The sequence below is a fragment of the Streptomyces sp. NPDC097129 genome (genome assembly GCF_055668065.1).
This window is the reverse complement of record NZ_JBVOQE010000001.1, coordinates 190574-208212: the sequence shown is the minus strand read 5'-3', so window position 1 is coordinate 208212 and position 17639 is coordinate 190574. Positions and strand designations below refer to the sequence as shown.

Below are 17639 nucleotides of genomic sequence, written 5' to 3'. Positions count from 1 at the left end.
TCTTCCGGACAGAACGAGCGCCCCGCACGCCCCCTTCACCGCGTCCGCACGCCCGCCGTCGTCGCGCCCGCACCCCCGCGTCGTACCACGTCGTGTATCAGCCATTGATACGGCCGCACGGCACGCTGCACGGGTCTGAGAGAATTGAGACCGTGATCTCCCGAATCGATCTGCGCGGCGACGCCCTTCCTGAGGGCCCCGCCCTGCGTGACCTGCTGCCCCGAGCCGACTTCGACGTCTCGGCCGCCCTGGAGAAGGTGCGTCCGATCTGCGAGGCCGTGCATCATCGCGGCGACGCGGCACTGATCGACTTCGCGGAGAAATTCGACGGCGTCCGGCTGGAACGGGTCCGGGTGCCGGCCGAGGCGCTCACCGAGGCGCTGGACGAGCTGGACCCGGCCGTGCGCGCGGCCCTGGAGGAGTCCATCCGCCGCGCCCGCCTCGTCCACCGCGAGCAGCGCCGCTCCACGCACACCACCCAGGTCGTGCCCGGCGGCACCGTGACCGAGAAGTGGGTCCCGGTCGAGCGCGTCGGCCTCTACGTGCCCGGCGGCCGGTCCGTCTACCCCTCGTCCGTGGTGATGAACGTCGTACCGGCGCAGGAGGCCGGGGTCCCCTCGATCGCGCTCGCCTCGCCGGCCCAGGCCGACTTCGGCGGGCTGCCGCACCCGACGATCCTCGCCGCCTGCGCGCTGCTCGGCATCGAGGAGGTGTACGCCGCGGGCGGCGCCACCGCCGTCGCGATGTTCGCCCACGGCACCGAGTCCTGCGCACCCGCCAACATGGTCACCGGCCCCGGCAACATCTGGGTCGCCGCCGCCAAGCGCTACTACACCGGCAAGATCGGCATCGACGCCGAGGCCGGCCCGACCGAGATCGCGATCCTCGCGGACGCCACGGCCGACCCGGTGCACGTCGCCGCCGACCTGATCAGCCAGGCGGAGCACGACCCGCTGGCCGCCGCCGTCCTGGTCACCGACTCCGTGGAGCTGGCCGACGCCGTCGAGCGCGAGCTTAAGCCGCAGGTCGCGGCCACCAAGCACGTCGACGACCGGATCGTGCCCGCCCTCAAGGGCCGGCAGTCCGCGATCGTGCTGGTCGACGGCATCGACGAGGGCCTGCGCGTGGTCGACGCCTACGGCGCCGAGCACCTGGAGATCCAGACCGCCGACGCCGCCGCGGTCGCCGACCGGGTGCAGAACGCCGGCGCGATCTTCATCGGCCCCTGGGCGCCGGTGTCGCTCGGCGACTACGCGGCCGGCTCCAACCACGTCCTGCCCACCGGCGGCTGCGCCTGCCACTCCTCGGGCCTGTCCGTCCAGTCCTTCCTGCGCGGCATCCACATCGTCGACTACACGAAGGACGCGCTGGCCGAGATCGCGCACCACGTGGTGACGCTGGCGGAGGCGGAGGACCTGCCCGCGCACGGCGCGGCGATCAAGGCACGGTTCGACTGGAAGGTTCCGAAGAGCAAGTGAACGTCCGGATCGACGATCTTCCCGTCCGGGACGAGCTGCGCGGCAAGTCCCCCTACGGCGCGCCCCAGTTGGACGTCCCGGTACGGCTGAACACCAACGAGAACCCCTACCCGCTGCCCGAGCCGCTGGTGGAGCGGATCGCCGAGCGGGTGCGCGAGGCGGCCCGCACGCTCAACCGCTACCCGGACCGCGACGCCGTGGAGCTGCGCACCAGGCTGGCCGAGTACCTGACCGGCACGTGCGGCTACGAGGTGGGCCTGGCGAACGTCTGGGCGGCCAACGGCTCCAACGAGGTCATCCAGCAGCTGCTGCAGACCTTCGGGGGGCCCGGCCGCAGCGCCATCGGCTTCGAGCCGTCGTACTCGATGCACGCGCTCATCGCGCGCGGCACGGGCACCGGCTGGATCTCCGGGCCGCGCAACGACGACTTCACCATCGACCTCGCCGCCGCCGAGAAGGCGATCGCCGAGAACCGGCCCGACGTCGTCTTCATCACCACCCCCAACAACCCCACGGGCACGGCCGTCCCGCCCGAGACCGTGATCGCGCTGTACGAGGCCGCGCAGGCCGCCAAGCCGTCGATCGTGATCGCGGACGAGGCGTACATCGAGTTCAGCCACGGCGACTCGCTGCTGCCGCTGCTCGAGGGCCGCCCGCACCTCGTCGTCTCCCGCACGATGTCGAAGGCGTTCGGCGCGGCAGGTCTGCGCCTCGGCTATCTCGCCGCGCACCCGGCCGTCGTGGACGCCGTCCAGCTGGTGCGGCTGCCGTACCACCTGTCGGCGGTCACCCAGGCGACCGCGCTGGCCGCCCTGGAGCACACCGACACGCTGCTCGGCTACGTCGAGCAGCTGAAGGCCGAGCGGGACCGGCTGGTGAGCGAACTGCGGGCGATCGGCTACGAGGTGACGGCCTCGGACGCCAACTTCGTGCAGTTCGGCCGGTTCGACGACGCCCACGAGGTCTGGCGGAAGATCCTCGACCGGGGCGTCCTGGTCCGGGACAACGGCGTACCGGGGTGGCTGCGGGTCACCGCCGGCACCCCGCAGGAGAACGACGCGTTCCTCGACGCGGTCCGTGAGCTGAAGAAGGAGCTGAACACATGAGCCGCGTGGGACGCGTGGAGCGTACGACCAAGGAGACCTCGGTCCTCGTCGAGATAGACCTCGACGGCACCGGGAAGACCGACATCGCCACCGGCGTCGGCTTCTACGACCACATGCTCGACCAGCTCGGCCGGCACGGTCTGTTCGACCTGACCGTGAAGACCGACGGCGACCTGCACATCGACTCCCACCACACCATCGAGGACACCGCCCTCGCGCTGGGCGCCGCCTTCAAGCAGGCCCTCGGCGACAAGGTGGGCATCTACCGCTTCGGCAACTGCACGGTCCCGCTGGACGAGTCCCTCGCCCAGGTCACCGTCGACCTGTCCGGCCGCCCCTACCTGGTGCACACCGAGCCGGAGAAGATGGCGCCGATGATCGGCGAGTACGACACCACGATGACCCGGCACATCCTGGAGTCCTTCGTGGCCCAGGCCCAGGTCGCGCTGCACGTGCACGTGCCCTACGGCCGCAACGCGCACCACATCGTGGAGTGCCAGTTCAAGGCGCTGGCCCGGGCCCTGCGCTACGCCTCCGAGCGCGACCCGCGCGCGGCGGGCATCCTCCCGTCCACGAAGGGTGCGCTGTAAAAGCGATGAACGGTCTGTCCACCGTCCTGATCGTCGTCGGTCTGTTCCTGATCGGCGGCATCATCTCCTTCGTCAAGCAGCAGATGCCGCGGAGCCTGATCGTGCTGCTGTCCATCGGCGCGGCCATGTGCCTGGTCGCGGGCGTGATGCGGCTGGAGGTGTGGAGCTGATGAGCACCCCAGTCGGGAGGAGGCGGCAGGTCGTCGTCTTCGACTACGGCTTCGGGAACGTGCGCTCCGCCGAGCGCGCCCTGGCACGCGCGGGTGCTGACGTCGAGATCACCCGCGACTACGACCGGGCGATGAACGCCGACGGCCTGCTCGTGCCCGGCGTCGGCGCCTTCGCCGCCTGCATGGCGGGGCTCAGGGAGGCGCGCGGCCACTGGATCGTCGAACGCCGGCTGGCCGGCGGCCGCCCGGTGATGGGCATCTGCGTCGGCATGCAGATCCTCTTCTCGCGCGGCATCGAGCACGGTGTCGAGGCCGACGGCCTGGACGAGTGGCCGGGCACGGTCGAGCCGCTCCAGGCGGACATCGTGCCCCACATGGGCTGGAACACCGTGGACGCCCCGGCCGGCTCGGAGCTGTTCGCCGGCCTGGACGCGGACGCCCGCTTCTACTTCGTGCACTCCTACGCCGTCCACGACTGGAGCCTCGAGGTCACCAACCCGGTCATCGCGGCCCCCAAGGTCACCTGGGCCACCCACGGCAAGCCCTTCGTGGCCGCCGTGGAGAACGGCGCTCTGTGGGCCACGCAGTTCCACCCCGAGAAGTCCGGCGACGCCGGAGCCCAGCTCCTCACCAACTGGATCGGAACCCTGTGAGCAAGCTCGAACTCCTCCCCGCCGTCGACGTCCGCGACGGCCAGGCCGTCCGCCTGGTGCACGGAGAGTCCGGCACCGAGACCTCCTACGGCTCCCCGCTGGAGGCCGCCCTCGCCTGGCAGCGCTCCGGCGCCGAGTGGCTGCACCTGGTCGACCTGGACGCCGCCTTCGGCACCGGGGACAACCGTGAGCTGATCGCCGAGGTCGCGAAGGCCATGGACATCAAGGTGGAGCTGTCCGGCGGCATCCGCGACGACGACACCCTGGCCGCCGCGCTGGCCACCGGCTGCACCCGCGTCAACCTGGGCACGGCCGCCCTGGAGACCCCGGAGTGGGTCGCCAAGGTCATCGCCGAGCACGGCGACAAGATCGCCGTCGGCCTCGACGTGCGCGGCACCACGCTGCGCGGCCGCGGCTGGACCCGCGACGGCGGCGACCTGTACGAGACGCTGGACCGCCTGAACAAGGAGGGCTGCGCCCGCTACGTCGTCACCGACATCGCCAAGGACGGCACACTGCAGGGCCCCAACCTGGAGCTGCTGAAGAACGTCTGCGCGGCCACCGACCGCCCGGTCGTGGCCTCCGGCGGCGTGTCCTCGCTGGACGACCTGCGCGCCATCGCCGGCCTCGTACCGCTCGGTGTGGAGGGCGCCATCGTCGGGAAGGCGCTGTACGCAAAGGCGTTCACCCTCGAAGAGGCTCTGGAGGCGGTAGCCAAGTGAGCGATGTCCGACGCGTGTCGACCGGCGCGCCCTGGGAGGAGCAGTTCGGCTACTCCCGCGCGGTGGAGCTGCCGAACGGCCTGGTGCTGGTCTCGGGCTGCACGTCCATCGTGGACGGGCAGATCGCCGGGGGCGGCCCGTACGAGCAGACCGTCAACGCCTTCCAGGTCGCCCTGGCGGCGCTGGAGGAGGTGGGGCTCGGCCGTGGCGACGTCGTGCGCACGCGCCTGTACCTCACGCACGCCCGGGACGTCGACGAGATCGGCCGCGCCCACAAGGAGCTGTTCGGCGCCGTCCGGCCCGCCACGTCGGTGATCATCGTCTCCGGTTTCGTCGACCCCTCTCTGGTCGTCCAGGTCGAGGTGGAGGCGTACCGCCCCGGCGCAGAGCACGGAGTGACCGCATGACCCTGGCCGTCCGAGTCATTCCCTGCCTGGACGTGGACAACGGCCGGGTCGTCAAGGGCGTCAACTTCCAGAACCTGCGCGACGCGGGCGACCCCGTCGAGATGGCCAAGGTGTACGACGCCGAGGGCGCCGACGAGCTGACCTTCCTGGACATCACCGCGTCCTCGGGGAACCGGGAGACGACGTACGACGTGGTGCGCCGCACCGCCGAGCAGGTGTTCATCCCGCTCACCGTCGGCGGCGGCGTGCGCACGGCCGAGGACGTGGACCGGCTGCTGCGGGCGGGCGCCGACAAGGTCGGTGTGAACACGGCCGCGATCGCCCGTCCGGAACTGATCCGGGAGATCGCCGAGCGGTTCGGCCGGCAGGTGCTGGTCCTGTCGGTCGACGCGCGCCGCACGCCGAGCGGGACCTTCGAGGTCACCACGCACGGCGGCCGGCGTGGCACCGGCATCGACGCCGTCGAGTGGGCGCACCGGGCGGCCGAGCTGGGCGCCGGCGAGATCCTGCTGAACTCCATGGACGCCGACGGCACCAAGGACGGCTACGACCTGGAGATGATCGCGGCCGTGCGTCAGCACGTCACGATCCCGGTGATCGCCTCCGGCGGCGCCGGCAAGCTCGGCGACTTCCCGCCGGCCGTGAAGGCGGGCGCGGACGCGGTGCTGGCCGCGTCGGTGTTCCACTTCGGTGATCTGCGCATCGGCGAGGTGAAGCAGACGCTGCGGGAGGCGGGCCACCCCGTCCGCTGACCCCGCACGACGAAGGCGTCACGCAGGCCCCGGCCGGTCCCCGCGACCGGCCGGGGTTTTTTCACGGCAGACGCGAAAGGAAAGTTGTGCAATATATATTGCGCAACTTTCCTTTCGTACCTAGCGTGGAGGCATGCCAGACAGGGAGAGAGACCGCCGCATCCGCGACCTGGGCACGCTCAAGGCGCTCGCCCACCCCCTGCGGATGAAGCTGTACCGGGCGCTGACCATCGCCCGCACCGCCACCGCGTCCCAGCTCGCCGAGCAGGTCGACGAGGCCGTGTCGCTGGTCAGCTACCACCTGCGCAAACTCGCCGAGCACGGCCTGATCGAAGAGGCCGAGAACCAGAGCACGGACGCCCGCGAACGCTGGTGGCAGCCCTCCACCGACGGCGTCTCCATCCGCGACGAGGACTTCCGCGACGCCCCGGAGAAGGCCGCCGCGCACACCGCCGCCAGCCGCCTCTTCTTCGAGCAGCGCGCCGACACCTACCGCCGCTTCCTCGACGAGCGCGCCCACTGGGGCGCCGCGTGGAACGCCGCCTCCGACTCCTCCGAGTGGCTGCTCAAGCTCACCCCGGACGAACTGGCACGGCTGTCCAAGGAGATGTACGACCTCGTGCGCAAGTACGAGGAGCTCGGCCGTGCCGCCGCCGACGCGGGCGACACGGAAGGCCGCGAGAACGTCGCGGTGCACACGTACGGCTTCCCCTTCCGCACCTGAGATCCCGCGACCCGGGATCCTCTTCGAGAGGACGGTCCGCGTGACCAGCGCCCTCGCGTCACCCGCCCGCCCGGTCGGCAGACCCGCCCACCGCGACCCCAACGTGCTGCGCTGGCTCGGCGCCTACGCCTCCTCCGCGGTCGGCGACAACGTCTACTACATCGCCCTGTCCTGGGCGGCCGTCCAGCACGGCACCCCCGCCCAGGCCGGGCTCGTCACCGCGGCCGGCGCCGTGCCGCGCGCCCTGCTGATGCTCGGCGGGGGAGTGGTGGCCGACCGCTACGGTCCGCGCCGGGTCGTCCTCGGCTCCTCCGCCGCCCGCAGCGCCCTCGTCCTCACCGCCGCCGCCCTGCTGCTCGTCACCAGCCCGGGACTGTGGGCGCTCGGCGCGGTCGCCGCGCTCTTCGGCATCGTCGACGCCGTCTTCCTGCCCGCGGCCGGCGCGCTGCCCGCGCGGATCACCCCCCGCGACCAGCTCACCCGCGTCCAGGGCATGCGGGGCATGGCCACCCGGCTCGCCAACGTCCTCGGCGGACCGCTCGGCGGCCTCGGCGTCGCCGTCGGCGGCACCGCCGGCGCCTTCGGCCTGGCCGCGCTGCTCGTCGGGGTGTCCCTGCCGCTGCTGCTGGGCGTGCGGGTCGGTGCGCTGCCGCCGGACGAACGCCAGGACCGGCGGCCCGTGCTCGCCGAACTGCGGGACGGGCTGCGGCACATCCGGCAGGACGCGGTGCTGCGCCCGCTGGTCCTCGCCGCCGCCCTCAGCGACCTCGGCTTCGTCGGCCCGATGAACCTCGGCCTGACCGTCCTCGCCCAGCAGCGCGGCTGGGGCTCCGCGGGCATGGGCTGGGTGCTCGCCGGCTTCGGCACCGGCGCGGCAGGGTCCGCGCTGCTGCTCACCTGGCGCGGCCGGATACCCCACGCCGCGGTGGTGGCCGCGGTGACCAACCTGGTGGCGGCCCTCGCCATCGCCGCGCTCGCCCAGGTCCCGTCCGTCGCCGCCGCGGCCGGCGTGGCCGCGCTCATCGGCGTGACCGCCGGACTGTCCGGCGCCCTGTGCGGAGCACTCGTCCAGGTCCGGGCCGGCGCCGCCTACCTCGGCCGGGTCATGTCCGTCTCCACCCTGGTGGGCTTCGGCGTCGCACCCCTCACCTTCCCGCTGGTCGGCGGGGCCGTGACCCTGTGGGGCACCGGCCCGGTGTTCGCGGTGTGCGCGGGCGTCAGCGCCCTCGCCGGCATCGTCGTCCTGGGCGCCCGCGACCTGCGCCGCGCCGAACTGCCGTAGCGCGAGGTCCGGGCGCACGAAGGCGCCCGGGCCGGCCGAGACCGGGCCGGCCAAAGGCACCGCACCTGACCCCGCGACGCCGGCGTGCTCCAAACGACAGGGCTAGATGCCCAGCTCCTTCGCCTCGTGCAGCTTGGTGATCGCGTCCTCCTCGCCGTCCAGCACCACCTTCGCCGCGCTCTGCCGGCCGTACAGGAACAGCAGCAGCTCCGACGGCTCGCCCGTCACCGTGACCACCGGCGCGCCGCGGTGGGCGACCGCCGTCTGGCCGTCCGGGCGGCGCAGCACCAGCCCCGTCGGGGCGCCGCGGCCCATCAGCCGGGCCGTGCGCTCCAGCCGGGACCACAGGGCGTCCTGGAACACCGGGTCCAGCTCGCGCGTCGACCAGTCCGGCTGGGCGCGGCGGACGTCCTCGGCGTGGACGTAGAACTCGACCGTGTTGGACGCCTCGTCGAGCTGCTTGAGCTGGAACGGTGAGAACCGCGGCGGGCCGGTGCGGATCAGGCGGATCAGCTCGTCGTACGGCCTGCCCGTGAACTCCTCCATCACCTTCTCCAGGCGGGACGCCAGCGGCTTGATCAGGATGCCCCCGGCGGCGTCCGGGCGGCGCTCGCGCACCACCACATGGGCGGCGAGATCACGCGTCTGCCAGCCCTCGCACAAGGTCGGGGCGTCGGGTCCGGCGGTCTCCAGCAGATCGGCGAGCAGGAGTCGTTCACGCTTGGCGAAGGTCGACATGCCGTCAGCCTACGACCAGCCCGTGGACACGGCACGGGCGTTGTCACCCCCGGGCGGCACAATGGCACCCATGACCAGCAGCACACCCCGGCCCAGCAGCCTCGACCCGGAGATCGCCGCGCGGCTCAAGCGCAGCCCCGACGGCCTCCTGCCCGCGATCGCCCAGCAGTACGACACCGGGGAGGTGCTCATGCTCGGCTGGATGGACGACGAGGCCCTGCACCGCACGCTCACCACCGGCCGCTGCACCTACTGGTCCCGCAGCCGCCAGGAGTACTGGGTCAAGGGCGACACCTCCGGGCACTTCCAGTGGGTGAAGTCCGTCGCCCTGGACTGCGACGCCGACACCGTGCTGGTCAAGGTCGACCAGGTCGGCGCCGCCTGCCACACCGGCGCGCGCACCTGCTTCGACGTCGACGTGCTGCTCAAGGACGCCGATTCCGGCGTACCGGGCTCGGATCAGTAGGGTCGGCCGCCATGGACCTCGAGACGTTCCGCAAGCTGGCCACCGACCGCCGGGTCATCCCGGTCACCCGCAAGCTCCTCGCCGACGGCGACACGCCGGTCGCCCTCTACCGCAAGCTCGCCGCCGAGCGCCCGGGCACCTTCCTGCTGGAGTCCGCGGAGAACGGCCGCTCCTGGTCCCGCTACTCCTTCGTGGGCGTGCGCAGCGCCGCCACCCTCACCGCCCGCGACGGGCAGGCGCACTGGCTGGGCACCCCGCCCGTCGGCGTCCCCACCGACGGCGACCCGCTGGCCGCGCTGCGCGCCACCCTCGAGGCGCTGCACACCCCGCGCGACCTCGCCCACGACCTGCACCTGCCGCCCTTCACCGGCGGCATGGTCGGCTACCTCGGCTACGACATCGTCCGCCGCCTGGAGAAGATCGGCCCCGGCGAGCACGACGAGCTGAAGCTGCCCGAGCTGACCATGCTCCTCACCAGCGACCTGGCCGTCATGGACCACTGGGAGGGCTCGGTCCTGCTGATCGCCAACGCGATCAACCACAACGACCTCCAGACCGGCGTGGAGGAGGCCCACGCCGACGCGGTCGCCCGCCTCGACGCCATGGAGGCCGACCTCTCCCGCGCCGTCGCCCAGCCGCCCGCGGTCCTGCCGCCCTCCGAGCTGCCCGAGTACACCGCCCGCTGGGGCGGCGAGGACTTCCAGGCCGCCGTGGAGGACGTCAAGGAGCGCATCCGGGCCGGCGAGGCGTTCCAGGTCGTGCCCTCGCAGCGGTTCGAGACGCCGTGCACGGCGAGCGCGCTGGACGTGTACCGGGTGCTGCGGGCCACCAACCCCTCGCCGTACATGTACCTGTTCCGCTTCGACGGGTTCGACGTCGTCGGCTCCTCGCCCGAAGCCCTGGTCAAGGTCGAGGACGGGCGGGCCATGGTCCACCCCATCGCCGGCACCCGGCACCGCGGCGCCACCCCGCAGGAGGACCAGGCCCTCGCCGACGAGCTGCTCGCCGACCCCAAGGAGCGCGCCGAGCACCTCATGCTCGTCGACCTCGGCCGCAACGACCTGGGCCGGGTCTGCGAGCCCGGCTCGGTGGAGGTCGTCGACTTCATGTCCATCGAGCGGTACTCGCACGTGATGCACATCGTCTCCACCGTCACCGGCCGCGTCGCCCCCGCCCGCACCGCCTTCGACGTGCTCACCGCCTGCTTCCCGGCCGGCACCCTCTCCGGCGCCCCGAAGCCGCGGGCCATGCAGATCATCGACGAGCTGGAGCCGTCCCGGCGCGGACTGTACGGCGGCTGTGTCGGCTACCTGGACTTCGCCGGCGACTCCGACACCGCCATCGCGATCCGCACCGCCCTGCTGCGCGACGGCACCGCCTACGTCCAGGCCGGCGCCGGCGTCGTCGCCGACTCCGACCCGGTCGCCGAGGACACCGAGTGCCGCAACAAGGCGGCCGCCGTCCTGCGCGCCGTGCACACCGCCAACCGGCTCGGCGAGTAGGCGCCGGCCGGCGCCGTGGGGCGCTTCTCACGGGACCCCGGGTGACGGTTCACCCGGGGTCCGGGCGATAGTGGAGTACGTGACTGCCGTACCTCACCCCCGTACCGAAGCCGCCCCCGCCCGGTCGGGCCGCCGCAGCCTCGCCCTCGCCCTGCTGTGCGGAGCGCTCGGCGCGGCCGTCGCACTGCTGGCCACCCGGCAGCGCTGGGCCGACGGCACCGCGACGGTGGCCGGCGGCGCCTTCCCGCTCACCGCGAAGGGCAGCGACGTCACCGGCGTGCCCGCGGCGCTCGCCATAGTGGGCCTGGCCGCGCTCGTCGCCGTCTTCGCCGTACGCCGGGCCGGCCGGCTGCTGGTGGCCGCCGTCCTCGCCCTGTCCGGCGCCGGGACCGTCGCCGCCGCCCTGATCGGAGCCAACGACAGCGCCGCCCTCGACGACAAGGCCGCCGCGGCCTCCGGCGACACCTCCGCCACCGTCGCCGCCCTCACCCACACGGCCTGGCCCTACGTCGCCGCCGCCGGCGGCGCGCTGATCCTGCTGGCCGGTCTGCTCGCCCTGCGCTACGGCACGCTGTGGCCCGCGATGTCCGGCCGCTACGAGCGCTCCGGCGCCCCCCGCCCGCGCCGCGCCGCGCCGGCCGTCGACCCCGACCGTCCCGAGGACCTGTGGAAGGCTCTGGACCGCGGCGAGGACCCGACGGGCACCGGCCCGGCCTGACCCGCTCCGACGGCCCACCCCGGCGCACGGCGCACGCGCGCGTACGGGACAATGGAGCCGAACACAACGTCCGTCACGGACACGTACGACACGTACACGGCAACGAGGAGCTAGCAATGGCGGGCAGCAGCCACGGACACACCCCGGCCGCCTGGACCGGTGTCATCATCGCCTTCATCGGTTTCTGCGCCGCCGGCGCCTTCGTGGTGGCGGCCCAGCCGGTCGGCTTCTGGGTCAGCATGGGCGTCATCGTGCTCGGCGGTGTCGTCGGCGGCATCATGCGCGCAATGGGCATGGGTGCCCCGAAGTCCGCCTCCGAGCCGCTGGTGATGGCCGACCAGCCCACCGCCAACCGCGAGGCGGCCGTCGCCAAGGGCTAAAGCCCTCGGACGACCCCGGACGACGCCGTGAGGGGCGCCGCGGCACACACACGTGCCGCGGCGCCCCTCACGGCGTCCCCGGCCAACTGGGCGCACAATGCGAGACGTGAGACACGGACTCCAGGAGCGGCTGGCGGCGCCCGCCGCCGTCCTCGCCGCCGTAGCGGGCGCCTTCGCCTATGTCGGCGCCGTCGACCCCAACGAGCCCGGCCACTACCCCGTGTGTCCCCTGCTGCGCCTCACCGGCGTCTACTGCCCCGGCTGCGGCGGGCTGCGCAGTGCGCACGCCGTCGTGCACGGCGACCTCATGGGGGCGCTGCACGACAACGCGGCCGCCGTGGTGGGCTATCTGGGTTTCGCGGTGCTGTGGACCGTCTGGGTGGTTCACGCGGTGCGCGGACGGCCTTTCCGGCCCGACCCCCGGCCCGTCCAGCTGTGGACGCTGGGCGGGCTGCTGCTGGTCTTCACGGTTGTCCGGAACCTGCCGTCCGGCGGTTGGCTCCATCCTTGACCGGCCGTCGAATGTCCAGGTGGTGGGACCGGCATCCACCGGATGCGAAGTCATGGCCTTCGGGCGGATACCATCGCAGTGACCAATGGTTCCCCCCTGGTCGCTGGAACTGTCAACCGTCTGGAAGGGGGCCGCTCGCGTGAGTGTGCTCGACGAGATCATCGACGGAGTCCGTGCCGACCTCGCGGAGCGGCAGGCGCGCGTCAGCCTCGACGAGCTCAAGGAGCGCGCGGCGAAGGCCCCCGCGGCCAAGGACGGGGTGGCCGCGCTCAAGGGCGACGGCGTCAAGGTGATCTGCGAGGTCAAGCGCTCCAGCCCCTCCAAGGGCGCGCTGGCCGCGATCGCCGACCCGGCCGGGCTGGCCGCGGACTACGAGGCGGGCGGCGCGGCCGTCATCTCCGTCCTCACCGAGGAGCGCCGCTTCGGCGGCTCGCTGGACGACCTGGAGGCCGTCCGCGCCCGCGTGGACATCCCGGTCCTGCGCAAGGACTTCATCGTCACGTCGTACCAGCTCTGGGAGGCCCGGGCCTACGGCGCCGACCTCGCCCTGCTGATCGTCGCCGCCCTGGAGCAGCCGGCCCTGGAGTCGCTGATCGAGCGCGCCGTCTCCATCGGCCTCACCCCGCTGGTCGAGGTGCACGACGAGGACGAGGTCGAGCGGGCCGTGGACGCCGGCGCCAAGATCATCGGTGTCAACGCGCGCAACCTCAGGACGCTGGAGGTCGACCGCGGCACGTTCGAGCGGCTCGCCCCGGAGATCCCCGACCACCTGGTCAAGGTCGCCGAGTCCGGCGTCCGCGGCCCGCACGACCTGATCGCCTACGCCAACGCCGGCGCCGACGCCGTCCTCGTGGGCGAGTCCCTGGTCACCGGCAAGGACCCCAAGGCCGCGGTCGCCGACCTCGTCGCCGCGGGCGAGCACCCGGCACTGCGCCACGGCCGGGGCTGAGACGCCGGTAGGGTTTCCCCGATGACTGCGACGACCCCTGCGACCACGACGGACCGGTACGCGCGCCTCGCGCGCGGTTGCCGCCCGCGTGGCTGCCGCGCGCCCGCCCGCCGGGTACACGGCCGCAGGGTCCGCTACGTCATCGGAGACGAACCGGGACAAGTGAACGGACGCCGATGGCAGCGCGCCCCTCAGGGGCGCGGGGCTCTGTTCGATCTGCGGCGACCGCCGCGCGAGCGCGGCCAGGCACACACGGCCTGAGGTCGAACGACAAGCTCCGCCCCCACGGCGAATAGTGTTTTTTCCACGCACTCACCGTGAGGTACACGCATGCCCAGCGATTTCTTCATCCCCGACCCGCAGGGTCAGGTCCCCGACTCCGCAGGCTACTTCGGAGCATTCGGCGGCAAGTTCATCCCGGAGGCCCTCGTCGCCGCCGTGGACGAGGTGGCCGTCGAGTACGACAAGGCCAAGAACGACCCCGAGTTCGCGCGTGAGCTCGACGACCTGCTGGTGAACTACACCGGCCGCCCGTCGGCGCTCACCGAGGTGCCCCGCTTCGCCGAACACGCCGGCGGCGCCCGGGTGTTCCTCAAGCGCGAGGACCTCAACCACACCGGCTCGCACAAGATCAACAACGTGCTCGGCCAGGCCCTGCTCACCAAGCGCATGGGCAAGACCCGCGTGATCGCCGAGACCGGCGCCGGCCAGCACGGTGTCGCCACGGCCACCGCCTGCGCGCTGTTCGGCCTCGAGTGCACGATCTACATGGGTGAGATCGACACCCGTCGCCAGGCCCTCAACGTCGCCCGCATGCGCATGCTCGGCGCCGAGGTCGTGGCGGTGAAGTCCGGCAGCCGCACGCTGAAGGACGCCATCAACGAGGCGTTCCGCGACTGGGTCGCCAACGTCGACCGCACCCACTACCTCTTCGGCACGGTCGCCGGTCCGCACCCCTTCCCGGCGATGGTCCGCGACTTCCACCGCGTCATCGGCGTCGAGACCCGCCGCCAGCTCCTGGAGCGGGCCGGCCGCCTGCCCGACGCCGCGATCGCCTGCGTCGGCGGCGGCTCCAACGCCATCGGCCTCTTCCACGCCTTCATCCCCGACGAGGGCGTCCGCCTCATCGGCTGCGAACCCGCCGGCCACGGCGTAGAGACCGGTGAGCACGCGGCCACGCTGACCGCGGGCGAGCCGGGCATCCTGCACGGTTCGCGCTCCTACGTCCTGCAGGACGAGGAGGGCCAGATCACCGAGCCGTACTCCATCTCGGCCGGTCTGGACTATCCCGGCATCGGCCCCGAGCACTCCTACCTCAAGGACTCCGGCCGCGGCGAGTACCGCGCGGTCACGGACGACGCCGCCATGCAGGCGCTGCGCCTGCTGTCGAGGACCGAGGGCATCATCCCGGCCATCGAGAGCGCCCACGCCCTCGCCGGCGCCCTGGAGGTCGGCCGTGAGCTGGGCAAGGACGCGCTGATCGTGGTCAACCTGTCCGGCCGCGGCGACAAGGACATGGACACCGCCGCCCGCTACTTCGGGCTGTACGACACCGACGCGGAGGTGGCGGCGAACCAGGCCGACACGGCGGAGATCGAGGGGGACGCCAAGTGAGCGGGAACATTCAGCTGCTGCGCGACACCCTCGCCGCCGCCAGGGCGGAGGGCCGCTCCGCGCTCATCGCCTACCTGCCGGCCGGCTTCCCGACGGTGGACGGCGGCATCGAGGCGATCAAGGCCGTCTTCGACGGCGGCGCCGACGTCGTCGAGGTGGGCCTGCCGCACAGCGACCCCGTCCTCGACGGCCCGGTCATCCAGACCGCCGACGACATCGCCCTGCGCGGCGGCGTGAAGATCGCCGACGTGATGCGCACGGTGCGCGAAGCCCACGACGCGACCGGCAAGCCCGTCCTGGTCATGACGTACTGGAACCCCATCGACCGCTACGGCGTCGAGCGGTTCACCGCCGAGCTGGCCGAGGCGGGCGGCGCGGGCTGCATCCTGCCCGACCTGCCGGTGCAGGAGTCGTCGCTGTGGCGTGAGCACGCCGACAAGCACGGGCTCGCGACCGTCTTCGTCGTCGCGCCCAGCAGCAAGGACGCGCGGCTCGGGGAGATCACCGCGGCGGGCAGCGGCTTCGTCTACGCCGCCTCCCTCATGGGCGTCACCGGCACCCGCGAGTCGGTCGGCGCGCAGGCCCAGGACCTGGTCGCGCGCACCCGCGCCACCGGCAGCGGCCTGCCCGTCTGCGTCGGCCTCGGCGTCTCCAACCGCGCCCAGGCCGCCGAGGTCGCCGGCTTCGCCGACGGCGTGATCGTCGGCTCGGCCTTCGTCAAGCGGATGCTGGACGCGCCGGACGAGGCGGCCGGCCTGGAGGCGGTGCGCGCCCTCGCCGGGGAGCTCGCGCAGGGCGTGCGCGGACAGGCGTAGGCATCAGCCCGCAGGCGTACTCGCAGGCGTAACAGACAGGGACATTTCGTAGCGGTCACTCGAACGGGTGGACCTGGGACCGGGGAGGCGCAATGCGCCTCCCCGGTTCGTTCTGGGGGTGTGAGCGAGAAGAACCGTGACGGAAAGCGCACCGCCAGGGAGCGGCTGGCGGTGGAGCGCGAGAAGCAGAAGACCGCCGAGAAACGCCGGCGGGCCCTGATCGTCGGGGCGAGCGTGGTGTGCGTCCTCGGCCTCGCGGCCGTGATCGGCGTGGTCGCCGCCAACTCGGGCAAGGACAAGGGCTCCAGCAGCGCGGGCCCGGTGGTCGCGCCCTCGGGCGCGCAGGGCAAGGACGCCCTGGCCATCCCGGTCGGCAAGGACAGCGCCAAGTCCACGCTCGTCGTCTGGGAGGACTTCCGCTGCCCGGCCTGCCAGGCCTTCGAGGCGGCGTACCGCCCCACGATCCACGAGCTCACCGGCGCCGGCCTGCTCAGAGGCGAGTACCACCTGGTCACCCTCATCGACGGCAACCTCGGCGGCAGCGGCTCCCGGCACGCGGCGAACGCCGCGGCCTGCGCGCAGGACGCGGGGAAGTTCACCGCCTACCACGACGTGCTGTACGAGAACCAGCCGAAGGAGACCGACGACGCCTTCGCGAGCGACAGCAAGCTGATCGAGCTGGCCGGCAAGGTCCCCGGGCTCGACACGCCCGCCTTCCGCTCCTGCGTGCAGGACGGCAAGCACAACAGCTGGGTGGCCAAGTCCCACCAGGCGTTCCAGAAGGCCGGCTTCCAGGGCACGCCGACCGTGCTGCTCAACGGAAAGAACATCTACCAGGACCAGACGATGACCCCGGCGAAGCTGAAGCAGCTGGTGCAGCAGGCCGCGAAGGGGTGAGGCCGGGCGGCGTCTCACGGCGTTTTCTCACGTCCCCGTTATGGACCCGTAGCCAGGCGGCTTGCCGTCGCCCGGGTCCGGCACGGTAGCGTCGACCTTGCCATGGAACTTGCCTTCATTCCCAGCCCGTCGCACGGGGTTGTCTACCTCGGGCCCATTCCGCTGCGCGGCTACGCCTTCTGCATCATCATCGGCGTCTTCGTTGCCGTCTGGCTCGGCAACAAGCGCTGGATCGCCCGGGGCGGGCGGGCCGGCACGGTCGCCGACATCGCGGTGTGGGCGGTGCCGTTCGGCCTGGTCGGCGGACGCCTCTACCACGTGATCACGGACTACGAGCTGTACTTCAGCCCGGGCCGTGACTGGGTGGACGCCTTCAAGGTCTGGGAGGGCGGCCTCGGCATCTGGGGCGCGATCGCCCTGGGCGCGCTGGGCGCGTGGATCGGCTGCCGCCGCCGGGGCATCCCGATGCCGGCGTACGCCGACGCCGTCGCCCCCGGCATCGCCCTGGCCCAGGCGATCGGCCGCTGGGGCAACTGGTTCAACCAGGAGCTGTACGGCAAGCCGACCGACCTGCCCTGGGCGCTGAAGATCACCTCCTCGGCGGACGGGCGGGTGCCCGGCACCTACCACCCGACGTTCCTCTACGAGTCGCTGTGGTGCATCGGCGTCGCGCTGCTGGTCATCTGGGCCGACCGCCGCTTCAAGCTGGGGCACGGCCGGGCGTTCGCGCTGTACGTCGCCGCGTACTGCGTCGGCCGGTTCTGGACCGAGTACTTGCGCGTGGACGACGCGCACCACATCTTCGGCCTGCGCCTGAACAACTGGACCGCGCTGTTCGTCTTCCTGCTCGCGGTGGTCTACATCGTGCTGTCGGCGAAGAAGCGGCCGGGCCGTGAGGCGGTCGTGGAACCGCAGACGGACGCCTCCGGCGGTGCGGCCGAGGCAGACGCCGAGGCCGAGGCGGACGGCGCTGTTGTCCCCGCGACCAACTCCGCGACCGGGACGAAGGCCGAGTCCGAGACCAAGTCCGAGACCGGGTCGGAGATCGCGGCCGAGTCCGGGGCCGGCGCCGAGGAGGAGTCTCCGGTGGCCGACGAGGCGAAGGACGAGGCGGGGACCGCGACCAAGAAGTCGTGATCCGTCGCGTCGTACGGCGATGAGGGCG

22 protein-coding genes are annotated in these 17639 nt (G+C 72.5%); 21 read left to right on the top strand and 1 reads right to left on the bottom strand.

Features of this window, described 5'->3' with window-relative positions; translation table 11 throughout:
• Positions 1–152 precede the first annotated feature (152 nt).
• The 10 genes from hisD to AC0B9F_RS00925 all read left to right on the top strand — a co-directional run bounded on the left by hisD (position 153) and on the right by AC0B9F_RS00925 (position 7884).
• A complete protein-coding gene (gene hisD, locus AC0B9F_RS00970; protein WP_471998079.1) occupies positions 153–1478 on the top strand; it encodes a histidinol dehydrogenase in 1326 nt (441 codons plus the stop codon).
• Positions 1475–2584 carry a histidinol-phosphate transaminase gene (locus AC0B9F_RS00965; protein WP_471998078.1) on the top strand — a complete coding sequence of 370 codons (1110 nt, stop codon included), beginning with the start codon at positions 1475–1477 and terminating at the stop codon, positions 2582–2584. The genes hisD and AC0B9F_RS00965 overlap by 4 nt, the downstream gene beginning before the upstream one ends.
• Positions 2581–3174, top strand: a complete 594-nt coding sequence (gene hisB / locus AC0B9F_RS00960; RefSeq protein WP_055416452.1) for an imidazoleglycerol-phosphate dehydratase HisB — start codon at positions 2581–2583, stop codon at positions 3172–3174. The genes AC0B9F_RS00965 and hisB overlap by 4 nt, the downstream gene beginning before the upstream one ends.
• A gap of 5 nt (positions 3175–3179) precedes the next feature.
• Positions 3180–3344, top strand: coding sequence for a hypothetical protein (locus AC0B9F_RS00955; protein WP_363269144.1), 165 nt, complete (start codon positions 3180–3182; stop codon positions 3342–3344).
• Entirely contained in the window at positions 3344–3997 is a 654-nt protein-coding gene (hisH, locus tag AC0B9F_RS00950; protein ID WP_471998077.1) for an imidazole glycerol phosphate synthase subunit HisH, read from the top strand. The genes AC0B9F_RS00955 and hisH overlap by 1 nt, the downstream gene beginning before the upstream one ends.
• Positions 3994–4719, top strand: coding sequence for a bifunctional 1-(5-phosphoribosyl)-5-((5-phosphoribosylamino)methylideneamino)imidazole-4-carboxamide isomerase/phosphoribosylanthranilate isomerase PriA (gene priA, locus AC0B9F_RS00945; protein ID WP_361639086.1), 726 nt, complete (start codon positions 3994–3996; stop codon positions 4717–4719). Before hisH ends, priA begins: the two co-directional genes overlap by 4 nt.
• Entirely contained in the window at positions 4716–5126 is a 411-nt protein-coding gene (locus AC0B9F_RS00940) for a RidA family protein (RefSeq protein ID WP_471998076.1), read from the top strand. Before priA ends, AC0B9F_RS00940 begins: the two co-directional genes overlap by 4 nt.
• Positions 5123–5878: an imidazole glycerol phosphate synthase subunit HisF gene (gene hisF, locus AC0B9F_RS00935; protein WP_471998075.1), complete on the top strand. Its 756-nt coding sequence runs from the start codon at positions 5123–5125 to the stop codon at positions 5876–5878. The genes AC0B9F_RS00940 and hisF overlap by 4 nt, the downstream gene beginning before the upstream one ends.
• A 133-nt stretch (positions 5879–6011) precedes the next feature.
• Positions 6012–6602 carry an ArsR/SmtB family transcription factor gene (locus tag AC0B9F_RS00930; RefSeq protein WP_471998074.1) on the top strand — a complete coding sequence of 197 codons (591 nt, stop codon included), beginning with the start codon at positions 6012–6014 and terminating at the stop codon, positions 6600–6602.
• Between the two features lie 40 nt (positions 6603–6642).
• Positions 6643–7884, top strand: coding sequence for an MFS transporter (locus tag AC0B9F_RS00925; RefSeq protein WP_471998073.1), 1242 nt, complete (start codon positions 6643–6645; stop codon positions 7882–7884).
• A gap of 102 nt (positions 7885–7986) precedes the next feature.
• Here AC0B9F_RS00925 and AC0B9F_RS00920 read toward each other — a convergent pair whose 3' ends face one another.
• Positions 7987–8622, bottom strand: a complete 636-nt coding sequence (locus AC0B9F_RS00920) for a TIGR03085 family metal-binding protein (RefSeq protein ID WP_471998072.1) — start codon at positions 8620–8622, stop codon at positions 7987–7989.
• 70 nt (positions 8623–8692) lie between these two features.
• Between AC0B9F_RS00920 and hisI the strand changes: the two genes are divergently transcribed.
• The 11 genes from hisI (at position 8693) to lgt (ending at position 17611) form a co-directional block, all read left to right on the top strand.
• Positions 8693–9088, top strand: coding sequence for a phosphoribosyl-AMP cyclohydrolase (gene hisI, locus AC0B9F_RS00915; RefSeq protein WP_471998071.1), 396 nt, complete (start codon positions 8693–8695; stop codon positions 9086–9088).
• A gap of 11 nt (positions 9089–9099) precedes the next feature.
• Positions 9100–10590: an anthranilate synthase component I gene (locus tag AC0B9F_RS00910; RefSeq protein WP_471998070.1), complete on the top strand. Its 1491-nt coding sequence runs from the start codon at positions 9100–9102 to the stop codon at positions 10588–10590.
• Positions 10591–10660: 70 nt separating this feature from the next.
• Positions 10661–11308, top strand: a complete 648-nt coding sequence (locus AC0B9F_RS00905) for a TIGR02234 family membrane protein (protein ID WP_471998069.1) — start codon at positions 10661–10663, stop codon at positions 11306–11308.
• 116 nt (positions 11309–11424) lie between these two features.
• On the top strand, positions 11425–11688 hold the full coding sequence (locus AC0B9F_RS00900; RefSeq protein WP_471998068.1) for an HGxxPAAW family protein: 264 nt from the start codon (positions 11425–11427) through the stop codon (positions 11686–11688).
• A gap of 97 nt (positions 11689–11785) precedes the next feature.
• Positions 11786–12199: a DUF2752 domain-containing protein gene (locus AC0B9F_RS00895; protein ID WP_471998067.1), complete on the top strand. Its 414-nt coding sequence runs from the start codon at positions 11786–11788 to the stop codon at positions 12197–12199.
• Between the two features lie 139 nt (positions 12200–12338).
• Positions 12339–13148, top strand: a complete 810-nt coding sequence (trpC, locus tag AC0B9F_RS00890; RefSeq protein WP_471998066.1) for an indole-3-glycerol phosphate synthase TrpC — start codon at positions 12339–12341, stop codon at positions 13146–13148.
• Between the two features lie 21 nt (positions 13149–13169).
• Positions 13170–13409, top strand: a complete 240-nt coding sequence (gene trpM / locus AC0B9F_RS00885) for a tryptophan biosynthesis modulator TrpM (protein WP_471998065.1) — start codon at positions 13170–13172, stop codon at positions 13407–13409.
• 69 nt (positions 13410–13478) lie between these two features.
• Positions 13479–14762, top strand: a complete 1284-nt coding sequence (gene trpB, locus AC0B9F_RS00880; RefSeq protein WP_471998064.1) for a tryptophan synthase subunit beta — start codon at positions 13479–13481, stop codon at positions 14760–14762.
• The gene (gene trpA, locus AC0B9F_RS00875) at positions 14759–15577 is read left to right on the top strand and encodes a tryptophan synthase subunit alpha (protein WP_471998063.1); all 819 of its coding nucleotides are present in this window, start codon (positions 14759–14761) and stop codon (positions 15575–15577) included. Before trpB ends, trpA begins: the two co-directional genes overlap by 4 nt.
• Positions 15578–15697: 120 nt before the next feature.
• The gene (locus tag AC0B9F_RS00870; protein WP_471998061.1) at positions 15698–16474 is read left to right on the top strand and encodes a DsbA family protein; all 777 of its coding nucleotides are present in this window, start codon (positions 15698–15700) and stop codon (positions 16472–16474) included.
• Between the two features lie 102 nt (positions 16475–16576).
• Entirely contained in the window at positions 16577–17611 is a 1035-nt protein-coding gene (gene lgt, locus AC0B9F_RS00865; RefSeq protein WP_471998060.1) for a prolipoprotein diacylglyceryl transferase, read from the top strand.
• The last annotated feature ends 28 nt before the right edge of the window (positions 17612–17639 follow it).